General features: G+C 28.4%; 22 protein-coding genes. All 22 read right to left on the reverse strand.

Annotated elements, in window-relative coordinates:
* Window positions 1-53 precede the first annotated feature (53 nt).
* The 22 genes from JMO20_RS07030 to JMO20_RS07135 all read right to left on the reverse strand — a co-directional run bounded on the left by JMO20_RS07030 (window position 54) and on the right by JMO20_RS07135 (window position 16,205).
* Window positions 54-527 carry a GNAT family N-acetyltransferase gene (locus JMO20_RS07030; protein WP_341533997.1) on the reverse strand — a complete coding sequence of 158 codons (474 nt, stop codon included), beginning with the start codon at window positions 525-527 and terminating at the stop codon, window positions 54-56.
* Between the two features lie 61 nt (window positions 528-588).
* Entirely contained in the window at window positions 589-1,092 is a 504-nt protein-coding gene (locus tag JMO20_RS07035) for a GNAT family N-acetyltransferase (RefSeq protein WP_202708828.1), read from the reverse strand.
* Window positions 1,093-1,111: 19 nt separating this feature from the next.
* Window positions 1,112-2,029 (reverse strand): GNAT family N-acetyltransferase, encoded by a 918-nt coding sequence (locus JMO20_RS07040; protein WP_202708829.1) that lies wholly within the window; start codon window positions 2,027-2,029, stop codon window positions 1,112-1,114.
* 94 nt (window positions 2,030-2,123) lie between these two features.
* Window positions 2,124-3,065 carry a PDC sensor domain-containing protein gene (locus JMO20_RS07045; protein ID WP_202708830.1) on the reverse strand — a complete coding sequence of 314 codons (942 nt, stop codon included), beginning with the start codon at window positions 3,063-3,065 and terminating at the stop codon, window positions 2,124-2,126.
* 114 nt (window positions 3,066-3,179) lie between these two features.
* The gene (locus tag JMO20_RS07050) at window positions 3,180-3,614 is read right to left on the reverse strand and encodes a hypothetical protein (protein WP_202708831.1); all 435 of its coding nucleotides are present in this window, start codon (window positions 3,612-3,614) and stop codon (window positions 3,180-3,182) included.
* Window positions 3,615-3,956: 342 nt separating this feature from the next.
* Window positions 3,957-4,682, reverse strand: a complete 726-nt coding sequence (locus JMO20_RS07055; protein ID WP_202708832.1) for an HAD family hydrolase — start codon at window positions 4,680-4,682, stop codon at window positions 3,957-3,959.
* 16 nt (window positions 4,683-4,698) lie between these two features.
* A complete protein-coding gene (locus JMO20_RS07060; RefSeq protein ID WP_202708833.1) occupies window positions 4,699-5,220 on the reverse strand; it encodes a 2'-5' RNA ligase family protein in 522 nt (173 codons plus the stop codon).
* Window positions 5,221-5,396: 176 nt separating this feature from the next.
* Window positions 5,397-5,915: a hypothetical protein gene (locus JMO20_RS07065; RefSeq protein ID WP_202708834.1), complete on the reverse strand. Its 519-nt coding sequence runs from the start codon at window positions 5,913-5,915 to the stop codon at window positions 5,397-5,399.
* 85 nt (window positions 5,916-6,000) lie between these two features.
* Window positions 6,001-6,978, reverse strand: a complete 978-nt coding sequence (locus tag JMO20_RS07070) for a homoserine kinase (RefSeq protein WP_202708835.1) — start codon at window positions 6,976-6,978, stop codon at window positions 6,001-6,003.
* A gap of 54 nt (window positions 6,979-7,032) precedes the next feature.
* Window positions 7,033-7,602: a hypothetical protein gene (locus JMO20_RS07075; protein WP_202708836.1), complete on the reverse strand. Its 570-nt coding sequence runs from the start codon at window positions 7,600-7,602 to the stop codon at window positions 7,033-7,035.
* Between the two features lie 110 nt (window positions 7,603-7,712).
* Window positions 7,713-8,198 (reverse strand): hypothetical protein, encoded by a 486-nt coding sequence (locus JMO20_RS07080; protein ID WP_202708837.1) that lies wholly within the window; start codon window positions 8,196-8,198, stop codon window positions 7,713-7,715.
* 397 nt (window positions 8,199-8,595) lie between these two features.
* A complete protein-coding gene (locus JMO20_RS07085; RefSeq protein ID WP_202708838.1) occupies window positions 8,596-9,234 on the reverse strand; it encodes a chloramphenicol acetyltransferase in 639 nt (212 codons plus the stop codon).
* 118 nt (window positions 9,235-9,352) lie between these two features.
* A complete protein-coding gene (locus tag JMO20_RS07090) occupies window positions 9,353-9,655 on the reverse strand; it encodes a hypothetical protein (RefSeq protein ID WP_202708839.1) in 303 nt (100 codons plus the stop codon).
* A gap of 26 nt (window positions 9,656-9,681) precedes the next feature.
* Window positions 9,682-10,155: a GNAT family N-acetyltransferase gene (locus JMO20_RS07095; protein ID WP_202708840.1), complete on the reverse strand. Its 474-nt coding sequence runs from the start codon at window positions 10,153-10,155 to the stop codon at window positions 9,682-9,684.
* 29 nt (window positions 10,156-10,184) lie between these two features.
* Window positions 10,185-10,532, reverse strand: a complete 348-nt coding sequence (locus JMO20_RS07100; RefSeq protein ID WP_202708841.1) for a P-loop nucleotide/nucleoside kinase family protein — start codon at window positions 10,530-10,532, stop codon at window positions 10,185-10,187.
* On the reverse strand, window positions 10,490-10,858 hold the full coding sequence (locus JMO20_RS07105) for a YkvA family protein (RefSeq protein WP_341533998.1): 369 nt from the start codon (window positions 10,856-10,858) through the stop codon (window positions 10,490-10,492). The genes JMO20_RS07100 and JMO20_RS07105 overlap by 43 nt, the downstream gene beginning before the upstream one ends.
* A gap of 182 nt (window positions 10,859-11,040) precedes the next feature.
* On the reverse strand, window positions 11,041-11,511 hold the full coding sequence (locus JMO20_RS07110; protein WP_202708843.1) for a GNAT family N-acetyltransferase: 471 nt from the start codon (window positions 11,509-11,511) through the stop codon (window positions 11,041-11,043).
* A gap of 53 nt (window positions 11,512-11,564) precedes the next feature.
* Window positions 11,565-12,575, reverse strand: a complete 1,011-nt coding sequence (locus tag JMO20_RS07115; protein WP_202708844.1) for a phosphotransferase — start codon at window positions 12,573-12,575, stop codon at window positions 11,565-11,567.
* A gap of 58 nt (window positions 12,576-12,633) precedes the next feature.
* Entirely contained in the window at window positions 12,634-14,025 is a 1,392-nt protein-coding gene (locus JMO20_RS07120; RefSeq protein ID WP_202708845.1) for a hypothetical protein, read from the reverse strand.
* A gap of 132 nt (window positions 14,026-14,157) precedes the next feature.
* Entirely contained in the window at window positions 14,158-15,021 is an 864-nt protein-coding gene (locus JMO20_RS07125; protein ID WP_202708846.1) for a phosphotransferase family protein, read from the reverse strand.
* Between the two features lie 47 nt (window positions 15,022-15,068).
* A complete protein-coding gene (locus JMO20_RS07130; protein WP_202708847.1) occupies window positions 15,069-15,671 on the reverse strand; it encodes a YdcF family protein in 603 nt (200 codons plus the stop codon).
* 72 nt (window positions 15,672-15,743) lie between these two features.
* The gene (locus JMO20_RS07135; RefSeq protein ID WP_202708848.1) at window positions 15,744-16,205 is read right to left on the reverse strand and encodes a GNAT family N-acetyltransferase; all 462 of its coding nucleotides are present in this window, start codon (window positions 16,203-16,205) and stop codon (window positions 15,744-15,746) included.
* Window positions 16,206-16,252 lie beyond the last annotated feature (47 nt).

The following is a 16,252-nucleotide window of genomic DNA, read 5'->3' on the forward strand; positions in this document are numbered from 1 at the left end:
AAATTTTAATATGCAATTTGCTTATCTTAAATATATTCTCACAAACCTTATTATTAATTTAAATCCATGCTTAATCTAATCATATCAACACATTTAATACCATTTTCTATAATTTCTTCATCATAATGTCTTATGAAAAAATCTTTATCTACTCCCACTATACGAAATCCACATTTTTGATATAATGCCAATTGTCCTAAGCTAGAATTACCCGTTCCTATTTCTAATGTTTCCATATTTGACTCTTTTGCTTTTCTAATTGCATCTTGAACAAGGATTCTTCCTATACCTTTTCTTTGCATATCTTCTCTAACCCCCACATTCACCAATTCCATAGTTTTCGGGCGAGTATTCAATAAAACATAAACCCCCACTATTTCATTAGTCTTGCATACATAGCATATTCCTCTCTTTAAATATTCATCTATAATATCTTTTGAAGGGTCAGCTAGAAGCAATAAATCATATGGTGGAGTATCATAGGATTCTAGTTTAGTAATTCTATAATTACATTCCTGTATTTTCACTTGTTGTTCCTCCAATTTCTAATTGATGATTTTATTATCATCTATAGCTTCATTCTATTGACTAAAATTCTTTAATCCAATATTTACATACTCCTTCATTAACCTCTTCTAAAATTCCTTTACTATACTCTATTACTTTTCTTGAAGGTACATTATCTTCATTACATGTTAGAAGTACTTCTGTTATCCCCTTTTTCTTAGATTCCTTTAATAACTCTTTTAAAATAATATTTCCATAACCTTTACCACGTTCTGAAGGTCTAATGCAATATCCAATATGCCCACCATGCTCTCTTAAATGCTCGTTTAAATAATGTCTTAGCTTCCCTATACCCACAGGCTTATTATTTACCATTAACCAAAACATTGTTTGTGACACATATTCTGACTTTAATCCTATCCCCTTTGACATTTCTATATTATCCTGTAGAAAATTTGAAAAGTCCTTAAATTCAATATCATACCCTCTGTTTCCAAATCCATTTTCACCAGGTCCTATCTCTACAATCATTTTATAAATTTCTTGTCCATCAGATAAAGATAACTCCTTTAACTCCATATTCATTATAAAATCCTCCTAATTCCTATTTAATCATGTACATATCATTTAGACTTCCATTATTGATAAACCCTAAATGGTCATAAAGCTTTTTTGCAGGATTATTATCAAAAACATATAGTCTAATAGCTGAGTATTTTTTACTAGTACAATTAATGCCGTATTTAACTAGATACCTCCCTATTCCCTTACCTTGATGTTCTGGACATACAGCTAGTTGAGTAAGTAATGGCATGTTTTCAAATTCCATATATAAGGATACTCCTACTATTTTCCCTGTATTCATACATACTACAACTCTTGAACTATCATAAATTGCGCCATTTTTACCTTTATTCTTTAAGTGACTATTTACGCTAATAAGGTATGTTTCTTTGTCATAAACAATCTTAATAGACGGATTCTCAGTGTATGCTGTTAAAATCAAACTTGCTACTTCATTTTTATCTTCTTCATGTAGAGGTCTAGATACATAACCTTCTGGAACAGAAGCTTTAATTTCTTCTGTTGGTCTAATCATCCAAAATCCTTTCTCTTGGATTTTAAACCCATTTTTTTCATAAATGGGTACGAATTCTTCTATTATTTCTTGCAGTAATATTTTCTCATTCGTATCCGAAATTTCAATTAAATATTCTGTTATCTTTTCTGCTATGTAATTATAATCATCAAATGGTGGAATTATGAATAAATCACTCATGAAATTAGGCTTTAGAATAACACCACCTATGACTTTATCTCCTTTGAAAATGAGATAGCATGAATCTATAAACTTAGCCCTTTCCTTTAGAGAATCTACAGTATCCCTAAAGTAATATTGCGAAAACTTATGTCCATAATATACAGAGTAATAATTGGCAAAAATCTCGTGCTGTTGATAAGCTATCCTAATATTTTCACCTAAATCAATATCTTTCCCTAGTTCCTTTCTTACTACATCCATACTAATTCCCCCAATTTCATAATATAATAAAATATATTATAATACTGTATTACATTTTCTGATCTATTTTCTCTACTACCTAACTGATTGCCCTTTAGGGTAGTACAACATCAATTCCTAAAACTCCTATAAATTCATCATCTTTATATACAGCTTTTGATAATGAAAAAACATTGGCATCGGTTGAAATATCTTTAAATATACCAGAAACATAATATTCTTTATCTAATGCATTCTTATACCATGCTCTTTCAGCTACATCATAATCTTCTGGTAATTCTACATATGGAGAAATAATAAATTCACCTGTCTTCAAGGCGAAATATACATTTGTAATTTTAAGCTCGCTATTTTCTCTAAAATCATTTAATTGCTGAGTAATATCATCACTATTATCAAGTTTAGACATACTTTGGCTAAGAGAGCTAAGATCATCAACTAATGCATCCATATCTATTTCAGATAAATCTGGTGTCTTTTCCTTTGATGTATTATTTGAAGTTTGTTTGGTTGTCTTCTCATTTGATTTATCAGTAATATAATCTATTCCAATTACTCCTTTTATTTCATTGTCTATAACAATAGATTTAGAAACTGTAATAATGTTTTTCCCTGTAGAAAAGTCCATATATGGTTCAGATACAAAGTAATCTAGTCCCTTTGCCTTTTTATACCATTCACCTTCAACTGCGTTAAAATTCTCAGGCAATTCAACTTGTGGCGAAATAATAATACCACCTGTTTCAAATCCCATATAAGCATTTAATATGTTTTCGTTGTTCTCTTGAACAAATTTATCTAAATACTTTTGAATTTCATTTTGATCTGTGCTGTAGCCCATCTCTTTATCGAATAAATTCAATTTTTCTTTAACCAAATCCAGTTTAGAGCTGATTTCTTCTTTACCCTTAACTGAATTAGCATTAATTGAATTATTATTTGTTGTTAATTTAAGAGATGCACCACAAGCTGATAATAATAAAACTATTAAAATTAGTATTAGTCCTGTAGTTAATTTTTGTTTTGTTTTTATCATCTTCTTCCTCCTAAGTTTTTCTTTTGATGTAAAGCTTGTCCAATCTACATATCTGCGAAAATTTTGTATTTACAAATTAAGTACAGTTTTATAAAACTTTACAGGAGTTTGGGCTTATTCAGATTCTTTATATTCCTTAATCATTTCCATGATATCTTTATTAAATCTACTTTTGTATATTTTGTCATTCATCATTAATTTACCATCTTCATAATTTAGTTTTGTATTTATAATTTCATATGTATCCTGCTTTTCATTAAATATTGGCATCTCAATATTAATTTCATTATCAATTATTTCCACAACTGACTCATGTAGAAAAGCAATAGGCACCCCACTGCCATATATCATATATACACCCATGGGTTTATTATCATTTTCATAAAAATATATTCCCTTTCCAGCCCATGTATCAAAATTACTCCATTCCTTGTTTTCAATATCCATCCACACATTAGAATTTAATACTTCTTTACTAGTAGATTTTGTGCAGCTAGTTAAGAAAATCAATAAAAAAATAATAAAAAAGCTAACTTTTTTATATCCCATATTTTTTACTCCTTCATTTTTATTAATCTATATTACTATCTTAATTTTAATTACATGTACTAATTAATTTGCTTTATTATATCAAAATTTTAGTATAAATAGTACTTTTGTAAACCTACACCATTTATAGGAGTGGTGACACCTTAGGTCCATCCCAAGAATTAAAGTTTGCCCTGTTTAATATTTCCCATATAATCTAATTAGAACTGTCTTAAGATACAATTATGATATAGACAGACTTATTATATTTAGATGCCAATTAATGTAAATTTGTTCCATATTTGCATAATTGTATTTATATGTGTAATCTAATTACAACTTATAGAGATTATGCTTTACGAACTATAACAATTTATTTAAATCCTTTATCTGACATATCTCCATATCAGGTTTAATATCTGTATTATTAATAACCTTGTTTTTATTGTACCAAATACTCTTAAGTCCAAGCTCTTTTGCAGGGGCAATATCACTTGAAAGATTATCTCCTATCATAACTGACTCATTAGGTTTAACTTGAAATTCATTTAATGCGTGTTGAAAAATTTGTTTATTAGGCTTTCCTATCTTAAGATAATAACTAAAGGTAAATGAATCAATATACTTAGCTATTCCAGCTTCTTTAAAACAATTTATCATCACTTCATCATAAATACTTGCATTGGAAATTACCCCTATCTTATATCTTTTATCAACTATACTACTTAGCGTTTGAATAAGTTCTTCCTCAATCCAAATATATTTTCGATACTCTGTATAGAAAATATCTAATGCTTTGATACACATATTTAAGCTTAGATTAACATCATAGCTTTTTAAAAAGTTATTTAAAAAGCTTTCAACAGGATACTCAATATGAGTGATTTTCCTCAATGGCATTATATTTTGCCATTTCGTAAAGAATTTTTTCTTTACATCTTCATATTTTATCCTAGAGTCATATTTTTGCAAAAAATTTGTAAGATATTCTATTCCCTTTTCATCCTTCTCTTCATCGCTTTTCCCATGATGAAAATGCAATAATGTATTTCCCATGTCGAAAAAAATTACTTTGATATTATTCTTCATTAAATCCCCCAAAATTTTATTTTAATTTATATTTTACTATCTGTTTATTAGGGCTAAACTCCAATATGCCAATACCTTCTATTGTTGCATCAATTGGTAATCCTAAGTCTTTACATGATTTTATAGCCCTATTTATATTATTGTTCTCAATTCCCATTATCAAAGTGCAATGAGGAACCCAGTTATCTGGTATATAATACTCCCAAGCAGAACCACTGTGTTTCTTAAATTTAGTGTGAAACTCAGAATGAATATTTAATAGCTCTTTTGTTACAATAGGACTGATAAATAACACAGGACTTTCTGTAACAAACATTCCTATATTTGATAGGGTTATATCAAAGGTCTTTATTTCTTGAGAATATGCTTTCAATTCTTCCTTATATTTTTCCAGGTCCAAATCTTCATAAATTGCCAAAGTTATGTGTGGCTGACCTACATTCTCAATAGAAATTCCTTGTTTATGAAACTCTCTCCTTATCTTAATAATCTTTTCCGTACTTCTCTTGTCGAAATATAACTCTATAGAATATGGCATAGCAACCTCCTATCTTTACAATCAATATAATTAATGTATTGCTATAATTTTACATCATAAACCTATTATATCAAATGTTTCATTTTAATAACACTTGGTACAATAAATTCCATAAAAAAGACTCCTATTGTTGTAACAGTTTTCTTATTTTAACTGTTTACTTCAATAGGAGTGAGTCATTCCAAAGCATTCATTCCTTGATAAACCTTTTCTATATAACTCAAGTTAACTTCATCATCCTGTATTCTATAATATTTTATGTATCTTTTATGTTTCCAAACTGTAAGATTCTTTGACTTATTCTCATCTTTTCTCATTAATTGATAAATGATTCTAATCGTCTTCTTATCATTTATCCCTATATTTAAATACTCATGGGTTTTTGTATTATGAAGTTTTATTTCATATTTGTATCCATCAATCTTTGAAATTTCATTTTCCCTAAGCTCTTCCAATTTCAAATCGTTAAAATGCTTGATTATCTTATCTATATCACTATTTTCTTCACTTTTTCTTATATCATAATTACCATTTTCTATTTCTTTATCTATCAATATCTCATTAAAATCTTTTTCTTTATATTTTTCTAATACTAATTCAGAAAAAGAAGCATTTTCAGTAAAACTAATATTTATGTATTTCACCATAAAAGCTGTAATTAATAAAATAACAACGATTAAGAACTTCCTCTTCATAGAATCTCCCTTTAAATTGGTAATTCTCTTTAAAAAATAATTATAAGCCAATAAGTGATATATGTTTCCTATTCATATACTTATTTTAACTATCAAACACCTTTTCATAAAATTTTTCTCTTCCTAGATTATCAAGAAATTCTATTTTTCTTCTCTCATAAAAGTTCTCACTACTTCCTCTTTCAAAAAACCAAATACAATCAATTAATATACTTAATTTGTATAAATCAAATAGATGTCTTTTTTCTACACCTTTTAAAGGCCTGTACTTTATATATTCAGCTATTGTTTCTTTCATCTTTTGAAAGTTAAATATGTTATCCTCTATCTTAAATTTCTTCCATGTTTCCCAATTAAATTCAGAGATGAAAGGGTCGACTAAACAGACAATATCATATAAAAGATATGTATAGTTGGCATCATCAAAATCCAATAGTGCATTGAACTTTCCATCTTTAAAAAGTATATTAGAATAATGAAAATCACAATGACAAATTCCTTTAGGCAATAATCGTGGCAACTGCAAATTGGATAGCTGTGTTTTAAACCATTTTAATTTTTCTTTAGAGTTTGCCGTGTTAATTTTTTTAGCCTCAAGGTTAGCTAGCTTTTCACAAAATTCCACACTATAATTCCATCTATGTTCTTTATATAGAGGTTTATATTTCTTTGTAATATTGTGTAATCTAGCTATATTTTTAATCAACTCTTTTTCTTGATTTGAATTTAGTTTCTCAATATGCACTCCCTCAACAAACTCAAAAACAACATAGGGTTTTCTATTATATGTCCCCATACATTCTTTAAATCTATCTTTAACTATTTCTGGGCAAGGATAATTATTATCTTTAAGAAATTTCAAAAGATGTACTTCAAATAATACTGAGTTTTTTGAACGGTTTTCATAGTATCTAATTACAAATCTTCCCTTAGTTGTTTGTACATAATAGTTTGTTTGAACAGATCCACTTTTAATTGGTTGATACTCTTTAAGTTCTCCTATATAATAACTTGAAAGAATGTTTATTATATCTTTTCTTGAAAATTCCGTTTTTATAGTCATATATTAAACCACCTTTTTAAAAATAAAACCTTATTTTTATGGTATTATTCCATCCTAGCCTGTACAAAATATCTCTTTGATTTTTTCAATAGCTAATTCTGGATTCGGAGTCTGTAGCAATATAGTTTTATCATTATAAGAAATTCTAATTACTTTATTTAACTCTTTATAAAATAAATTATTAAATATGTTTTTAGTTTTAGCAACTGAAATATGAACCTCTTTTATTTCCTCTTCTCCAAAAGTAAATCCTTCATTCTGAAGATTTTCTCTAAAGGGCTCGAATATAATTTTGTTATTAGTAATATGTAATGCCCCAAAAGTTGGACCGTCTATCTTCTTAAGATTACAAATTAAAACTAACCCATTGGAATTACTTAAGTCTGAATTAAAAAAATTATTAATCGCCTCTTTTGTTTCCTTATACAAAAGATTTGGTGTAAGTAAAAAGACAATAGGTGTTATAATTAATACAACAGTGAGCATAATTAAAACTTTTTCTTTGTCTATAAAACATTCAAATGCTATCCATAGTAAACCAAATAAAAGAAATCTTTTAATTCGTGAGCTCATAAAAAATCTTTTTATAAAAATATTAATACTTTCTTTATATTCACTATTCATAATTTATCGCCTCCATGTCTTTAGACTCAATGACTATAATTTCTAATCATATTTTCAAACATAAGTTTACACTTCATTAACTGTCTATTAATAAGTTTAATAGTTTGAAATTATTCAAGGTCATTAATCCCATAATCAGATAGAAATTTTTCCATTACTTCATGGGTTTCTGTTAAAGCATCTTTTCTAGCATTAGCTGGCCCAGATATTATAATGCCATCTTTGCTACTCCAATTTCCGACTAAAATAACAATGGGATTTAAATTAGTATTAGAATAAATGGTGCCATATGTTCTTGTATAGCCCTCATCAGTATATGTCAATGGTGAAGAGTTCGAATTATTAATTATACAGCTAAACTCTTTATTGTTTAAATATATCTGACCTTCAAATTTGAATCTTCTAAACAATTTTCTCGAATATCGTCCTTCAACTCTTATTTCAACATTTTCTTGATATGATTTATTGTTAGTTTGATATTTTATTCCAGATATATTTCTCTTAAAATTTTGTGGTCTAGTGTAATATTTATATCCAACCATAAAAATTAAAATAAAGAATATGCTGATTAGTATTATCTTTTTCTTATTAGTCATAGTTTCCCCCTATTTAAATACAGCATCTCAGATAATTCTATTAATAACGGCTTTTATTCAATACGCTTTAATAATTTTATTTGTTCACGAACCTATCTAAAAAATCCTAATTTGCCATTAATATTTATGACCACAATCAGGACATTTAGAATAATCAAAATCATGTACTACTCCACAGTCTGGGCAAGTTATTTGCGGCAAATTTTCATCATGCTCTATCCCTAATTTCTACTCTATATAGTCTACCCTATCTAGCAACTCAGATATTATAATGAAAGATAGACCAAGTAAAATCAAAATAGTTATATAAATTAATGAAAATATTATGTTATCTCTAATAAAAAGTAAAATATACATATGAATTTGTATTTCAATATTCATAAAATCCAAATAATAATTATAGTACTATACTAGGTTTGTTTAAAATCTCCTGTATCTTTATAAAATATTTACCTACATGAACTCCGTCCATTAAGGCATGATTTACTTGAACTGAAAAAGGAAGCTTTAACACTTCATTTTCTTTGAAGAATTTTCCCCATGCAATTCTTGGTATCGAATCAGATGAGGATATATCTATTGGATGGGTTACACTAGTAAAAGAAACCCAAGGCATAGTAGTTATATATATTAAATCATCACGATTTGGCTCATCTTCCAGGTCAATTTTACCCTTCAATAGTTTAGCCTTTTCTTCTGCTTTTTTATTAAATTGTTGAAAATTTTCCATATAGTCTACAGTACAAAAACTAAAAACTTCTGGTTGCGTCATAATTGTGAAAGATGGATGAGTTAGGTCATACTCAATAATCTTATCATCTTTCATTCTATATCTAAATTCTGTTATGCTATTCGCTGTATTTGTTGCAATAAATATCATAGCTTTATAGAAAGATATATTGTTCTCTTTTATATAGGAATAAAACTTAGTGATATCAAGATTAGCACATACATTAAAATGTGGATAATCCATCTCCTTAAAAAGCTTATATTGTTGTTTTCTTGGCCAAGATTCCATATCTAAATATTTTTTCATTTTTACCTCCTATAATTTATCATTAGTTTTATTAATAGCTATGCATTATAATTCTAGCTATAATATTTCAATAAATTGTATTAATTACCTTACTTCATTCTATCAATTCAACTTTACTTTATTTAAAAAACATTTGAATAATCATTGAAATGGCTATAATGCAAACCATAATATTTGCTACTGTTCCACCTAATTTTGCTCCCCAATGAACTTCAAATCTCCTTCCTAAAAAGAATCCTAGAATCAACAAAATTATAGAAAAAATCCCAGTATAGTTCACGCCAAAATTTTCATTTGACCATACTTTATTGCCAATTAATCTAAAAAATTTATCACCAGTAGTAGTTCCAAATATTAGTGAAAGTAAAACTAGTGGCAAAGATAGACTTCCTATTCCAAAGTTTTTCTTTTCAACTGCCATAAATCTCACTCCTAAAAATATATTTCTTAATCTATAGATTGTCTTAACTCTAGCTCCATAACATCACTTTGAATTCTAAATCCCTTTCTTTCATAGAAGTTTATTGCTCTATCACTTGGCCATACAATTAATGTTTCCAAATCCTCTTCCTTAGCCCATTCTATTACATAACTCATAAGCTTAGACCCTATACCCTTACCCCTATAGTTCTCTTTAGTAAAAACATTAGTAAGATATCCATATTCATCGAAAAATTTATTAGGTTTAGGTATTTTCCTAATACGTCTAACTGATATATGGGAGATTATTTCACTATTATCTACTACGATCCAATGTATCCAACTTTTATCCTCAATGCCTTCTTCTAAAAAATCTACACAGGACTTAATAAAATCTGATTTATTGTTATTAGGATTTATTTCTTTTCCTTCAGTTTTAAACTCCCATCGCATATCTGCTAAGGAATATAAATCATTACTAGTGGCAATTCTATATTCCATAAGAAATCCCCTTTACTTATGTTAATTTATTAGTCACCTATCAAATACTCTTCTATAGAATTCATATCATAACTATTTTTCGAACTAGTATCTATGATTAAATAATTAGAGTCTTCTGGTTTAATTGACTTATCTACTGCTTGATTAAACCTTTCCAAAGATGTACTGTCGATTTGACTAATTAGTCTATCTCTAGAGTAAATCCTATTTTTTATAATGGAATATTCCTCTACTCTACATTCAATATATTTGTAGTTAATATTAAACTTCTTTGCGATACGAATCCCATGGTCTATAATTTCTTGATAATAGCAGGGAGTATCAATAATAACACTTATTTTATATTCACTAAAACTATTGAAATCATGAAAATCCATATTAAAACAATTACTACAGCAGCTACCCAACTTTGCTTTTTCTGAACACTATTACTTAATTCTCTGTTCAATTCACATTTAACATCATTAGGTATAGTTTTTAAAGCCAATAAAATACCAATAGGAAGTAAAATCATATCATCCAAATATCCTAATATTGGTATAAAGTCAGGTATAATATCTATAGGACTAAAAGCGTAACCTACAACAACTCCAATTAGCAACTTAGAATACCATGGAACTTTTTTACTCTTTAAAGCAAGATATAATAAATGAATATTCTTTTTTATTTCTTTAACTTTTGTTTTCCATGTTATTCTACCCACATTGTATTTTCTCCTTTTAATTCTCATTATTATGAAAATAAAAAACAACTAGATTATAACTCATATTTATCCTCACCATTTAATCCCATGGATTGCAAGGAGTAGAATTTTATCTTCTTACAAACTTACTCATGTTATGCTTTCCTTAATGGTTATACTTGTAGTAACAAATAGAAATTTTATTAAATATTTTTTCGCATCCTTATAAATTCATATTCTCCACCATTTGTTTTTTGAATGTATTTTTCTATAAATTGAAATCCTATCTTTTCATATGCCTTTATTGCCCTCTTGTTAAATGTAGCAACTGCTAGCATAATATAATTTTCTTTATATCCGAACTCATTAATTCCAAAATCTATACCTGCATTTACAAAGTCTGGTCCATACCCTTTGCCTGTGAGACCAGGCTTTAACCCAAAACCAATCCACATAATTCCATCATCAAAGTTAAATGAGTAATAACCAACTAGTTCATCATTTTCATCAAGAACAGCAAAATAACGTCCTTCCCAGCTATCTTCATCTAGAAACTCCTCTAAATCTTCTTCATCAGCCGTCATATCATAAAATGAATAGATATCATTATATTTCCAATTATAAGTGATTTCATTTGCAAATTCTTTTTTCATAGGAACAAAATTATAATTCATTGTTTATCTCCTCCTTTATCACAATATAAACGGTTTCCCATCTTGATAATCTATTAAATTCCATTTAGCCATTCTTCTATGACAGGGATCTCATTTGAATAATTTATAATACTCTGCATTGTTTCTATTACTTCATCAGTACCTAGCTTCTGTTCTTCTTCATCTGTACATTCAATCAATAATGATCTTTTCAAACTATATTCTAACCAACCTAGCTTTCCTGAAAAGCCATTTGATAAAACAACTTTCCAATCCCCATTTAATTCTCCATATATTTTTTTATACTCAGATATAAATGCTAAGAATCTTTCTTTGTCTATGTGACCACTTTCATCTTCTGACCAATAGATTGCTGTCTCTATCATCTCTTTCATTGGGTTTATATACCCTGATGCTTCCCAATCAATAATAATTGGATTGTCTTCATTCCACATTACATTCTTAGGGTCTAAATCTCTATGGCTAATAACCACATTTGATGAAAGAAAAATTTCTGATTTATTCACTCGGTCATTCAATTCATAAAGTCTATTGAGATTCTCTTGAATTAAATTGCTCCAAACAGCATTTTCTTCTTTTCCTTTTTTCATGTAGTACTTCCAGTCTATTAACTTTTCATAATCTGATTTTTCGTATATTATGTCTAAATCCGAATAATCAATCTTATGTATTTTAGCAAGAATAGTCCCTATTTTTTTGCAATTCTCAAGTGTAATATCCTTAGCCCTTATACTTCTTCCTTTAATCCAATCAAATACAAGATAAAACTGACTATCCATTTCATGTATGAAAGTACCATCAATTATTTTTGCTGGTAATGCAGGAATATGATTTGCTGCAATATCTGCAATTCTTTCTGAATTTATATAGTTTTTCATTGCTGTGGGACGAAGCATTATTTGTGGATTTAACGCTTTAATTGCATACTTACCTTTAGTTGTTTTAATACAAAACATTTTATGCAAAAGTCCCCCTGATATTTCCTTAGGAGCTTCAGTTAAAGCTCCTAATTCCAATTTATAACAAAGTTTTTTCATCTGTATATTATATTTTTCATTCCCCATTCTTATCTCCTCTTATGCGTAATATTCTCTATTTATACTCAATAACACTTTATTACTACTATTCTTCCTCCCATAAAACTCCAGCAGTTAACCTAAGTGTATCATTTAATTCCTCCCCATCAATAGTCGAAATTCCCTTCAATAGATAAACATCAAAAGATCTACCTGTTAAATCACCAACGTGGTTAGCTTCGTCTCTATGAAATCCACCCCAATCCGTCATTACCCCTAATTTATTGTCTATAAGTTGTAGTTTTAAGGTGTTATTATTTTCATCAAATACATAGCTAAATTTATCAGATACATTATCTCGGTTTAATAAAACAGGTATATAATTACTATTTATAAACTCACTTGAAATCTCCTTATTAAACTTTATAGAAATTTCATTTTCTTGATTGTAAACCACATCAACTAAATTACCATTTCTAGTATAGCCTTGTTCCATTTTGGGAGATGTGCTTTTAACCCAATCTGTATAATATCCTGAATATAAAGGCTTCCCAATTTGTTTGAATTTTGTAGCCCAACCATAATCCATAGCTTTAAAAGTTGCACTTATTCTTCTCATTTTCTGATTCCACTCTGTTTCAAATCCATAATTTTTTAGTTCTTCAACTGATATTAATGTTTTACCGTCAATATTCCAAGTTTTAGTTTCCTTACTATTAACATATGCTTTCACATCTGAATAGTCATATTGTCCAGCTACTTCTCCAATTTGTGTTTTATACTCCTCTGGGTCCCATGAAATATCTGCAGTAATTCTAAGTGGTTTAGGCATCTTTTCACCAGTGATAGTTGATATACCTTTCATTAAATAGACATTATAATACTCTGAAAGCTTATTACCACTCTTTACAAAATCATGTACAATATTATGGTCAACTAATTTTAACTTAAGAATATTATCCTCTTCATCATATTCATAACTAAATTTATTAGATACATTCTTTTCATGCAAGAAAATAGCTATATATTTGCTATTTATATAATCTAGAGATATATCTTTCAAAAACTTTATTGTAATTGTCTCATCCTCAGCATCTCCTGGAACCTCAACAGGATTCCCACGGGGAGTAACTGTAAAGGAAAGTTCTGGGCTAACTGCTTCTATCCAATCATCAAACCAGTCTTCTTGATAATTATTATAATATGGTTCTGAAGTCTGCCTTAAAAGTAAGGGCTTAGTATTTGGTTGATTATTAAAGGTTGCATGATATTCTCTTAGTTCTTGATTCCATTCAACATTAAATCCATAGTTTGAAAGATCTTCAATGGATATAAAAGTTTCTCCACCTATATTCCATGATTCAATTAACTCTCCATTAATATAAGTCTCTATATCAGTATAGTAGTATTCTCCTACCCCATCACCAACTTGAGTTGCATAGACTGTAGTTGTAAAGATAATAGTGAATATTAAGACAATCATCATTTTCTTCTTCATTATAATCCTCCCTTAATAATTTCTTCCATAATATTAATTTCATTAAAGATTTTCTTTGCCCTATTTTCTAGAAAATCCTCTTTATACTCCAATCCATATTAAAATTATACAATTATATTACTTCATTTTCTTTTAAACATTAATAAATGTACTAAGTTTATCAAAATACTCAATTAAGTTTTTATCATATTTATCAATCCCATATCCTTTATAAAAACTATTTCTATCAAGTTCATTCTTAAAATAATAATCAATTATTGCTAAATCATAATAAGGGTCTCCAATATCTACAAACCCCCAATCAATCACTACAGGGTTACTTTCTTTGTCTATTAATATGTTTTTAGTACGAAAATCTCCATGAATTAAAGAAATCTGCTTTCTATTGGGCTTATTTAGATTTAACCACTTGAGCCTTTCCTCAGGAGTTTCTTCTTGAAATTCTTCAGGATCTAATAGCCCACTTATCATGTTTATTCTTGCAATTCTAAGCTGTTCACTTAACCATTTTCCCTCTAAATTTTCTGTATGAACTGCCTTATGTACTCTTGCTAAGACCTGTCCAACTTTTTCCCATATTTCTACTCTTTCTTCAATGGAATTATTAAGGCTAAGCTTTTCTCTAACACTCTTTCCTTCAATATAATCTAATGTGAGATATGAACAATCATTTAAAATATTAAAATCATATAATCTGGGAGCAAATTGTTTGTATTCACTGTTATTTAGATATCTTAAAGCTTTTGCTTCCCTTTTTAATTCGGTCCTCCTATATATACCTCTGGAAACCTTTATGACCTTGTCTTCATTACTACAACTAAATCTATAAACACCACATATCCTTCCACCAGTCAATTTTCCTAGGTTTTCATATGACTTATTCAAACTTGCTAAGCATTGCTTTACATCTTCTAGAGATACTATTTCATCCTTACGTGACTTAATAAAACCTTCTGTCATAATTTCATATCTAGCCTTTGGTACATTCTTATTCATATTTTCCTCCAATATTAAATACCATAGGCTTCTTTTTAAAAAGAAGCCTATAATAATCTATATACTTTATATCCTATAAGCAAAATTACTTCTCTTCCTAAAAAAGATAGCTTATTTTTTATACTTTTTATCTTTGTTGTAGGAGTAGGTGATGAGTGGGCATTTAATCCATAATCTATTGCCATCAACATAGCTCTTTTCATATGTAAGGGATCACTTACAATTATGACTCTTGAAAAATCATTATTTTTTACAATTTTAGAAGCATAAAATAAATTTTCTTGAGTTATTGTAGATTTCTCTTCAATAAAAATATCTTCATTTGGTACGGATTCATCTATTGCATAGTTCTTAGCTACTTCAGCTTCGGAAAAATTCGAACCTTCACCCTTAGCCCCTGTGAAAATCAACTTATTAACATATCCATTTTCATATAACCAAATCCCATGCTTAATTCTCTCTTCAAATACTGGAGATGGTTTGGAGCCCCAAGTTGCAGCGCCCAAAACTATTGCAGCATCTGCTTTCATAGCTTCATCTATATTGCCATATTGATATATATCAAATGAAATATATGTGACATAGGATATAATAATAACCATTGCTATTATTATTAATCTCTTCTTTTGTTTTCTAAACTTAGCTTTCATGAATCCTCCTCGAAGTATTATCTTACTATTTATTGACCACTTATCTCAAAGTTGAGTAACAAAATTAATCTGCTAAAGAGTTTTGGTCATTCTTACCATTCCAGGGTTATATCCCATCTTTTGATTTAAAGAAATCATATTTTGATTATCATAGTGAACAGTTGTCTGAATTATTTTAATGCATTCCCGTTTGCACCATTCTTCTAATAATATTTTTAGTTTAGTGGCTATACCTCTTTCTCTATAATCTTCTGTTATATATAGAGATAAAATCATTACGCTGTCTTGAGGCTTTTCCTGTTTACATGCCCAAATAAATCCCTGTATTTTATTATTATCCTCAGCAATCATTATAAAAAGATCTTCTTTTTTAGTATTCTTAATTCTTTCTATAGTTTCCTCCATATCCTTAGATGTCACTCTATATTCTGGTCTCCAAAGCTTCGGCGTCATGTTATGCCATTTTGCAATTTGGGGTAATATTGACTCCAAACTCTTATCTTCACTATTAATCTCTATTTTTCTATAATTCATTATTGTAACTCCCCTCTTATTGTCAAAATAATTATAAGCCCTAGAAA

The organism is Sporosalibacterium faouarense (assembly GCF_016765695.1).
In the GTDB taxonomy this organism is placed as follows: Bacteria; Bacillota; Clostridia; order Tissierellales; family VENL01; genus Sporosalibacterium; species Sporosalibacterium faouarense.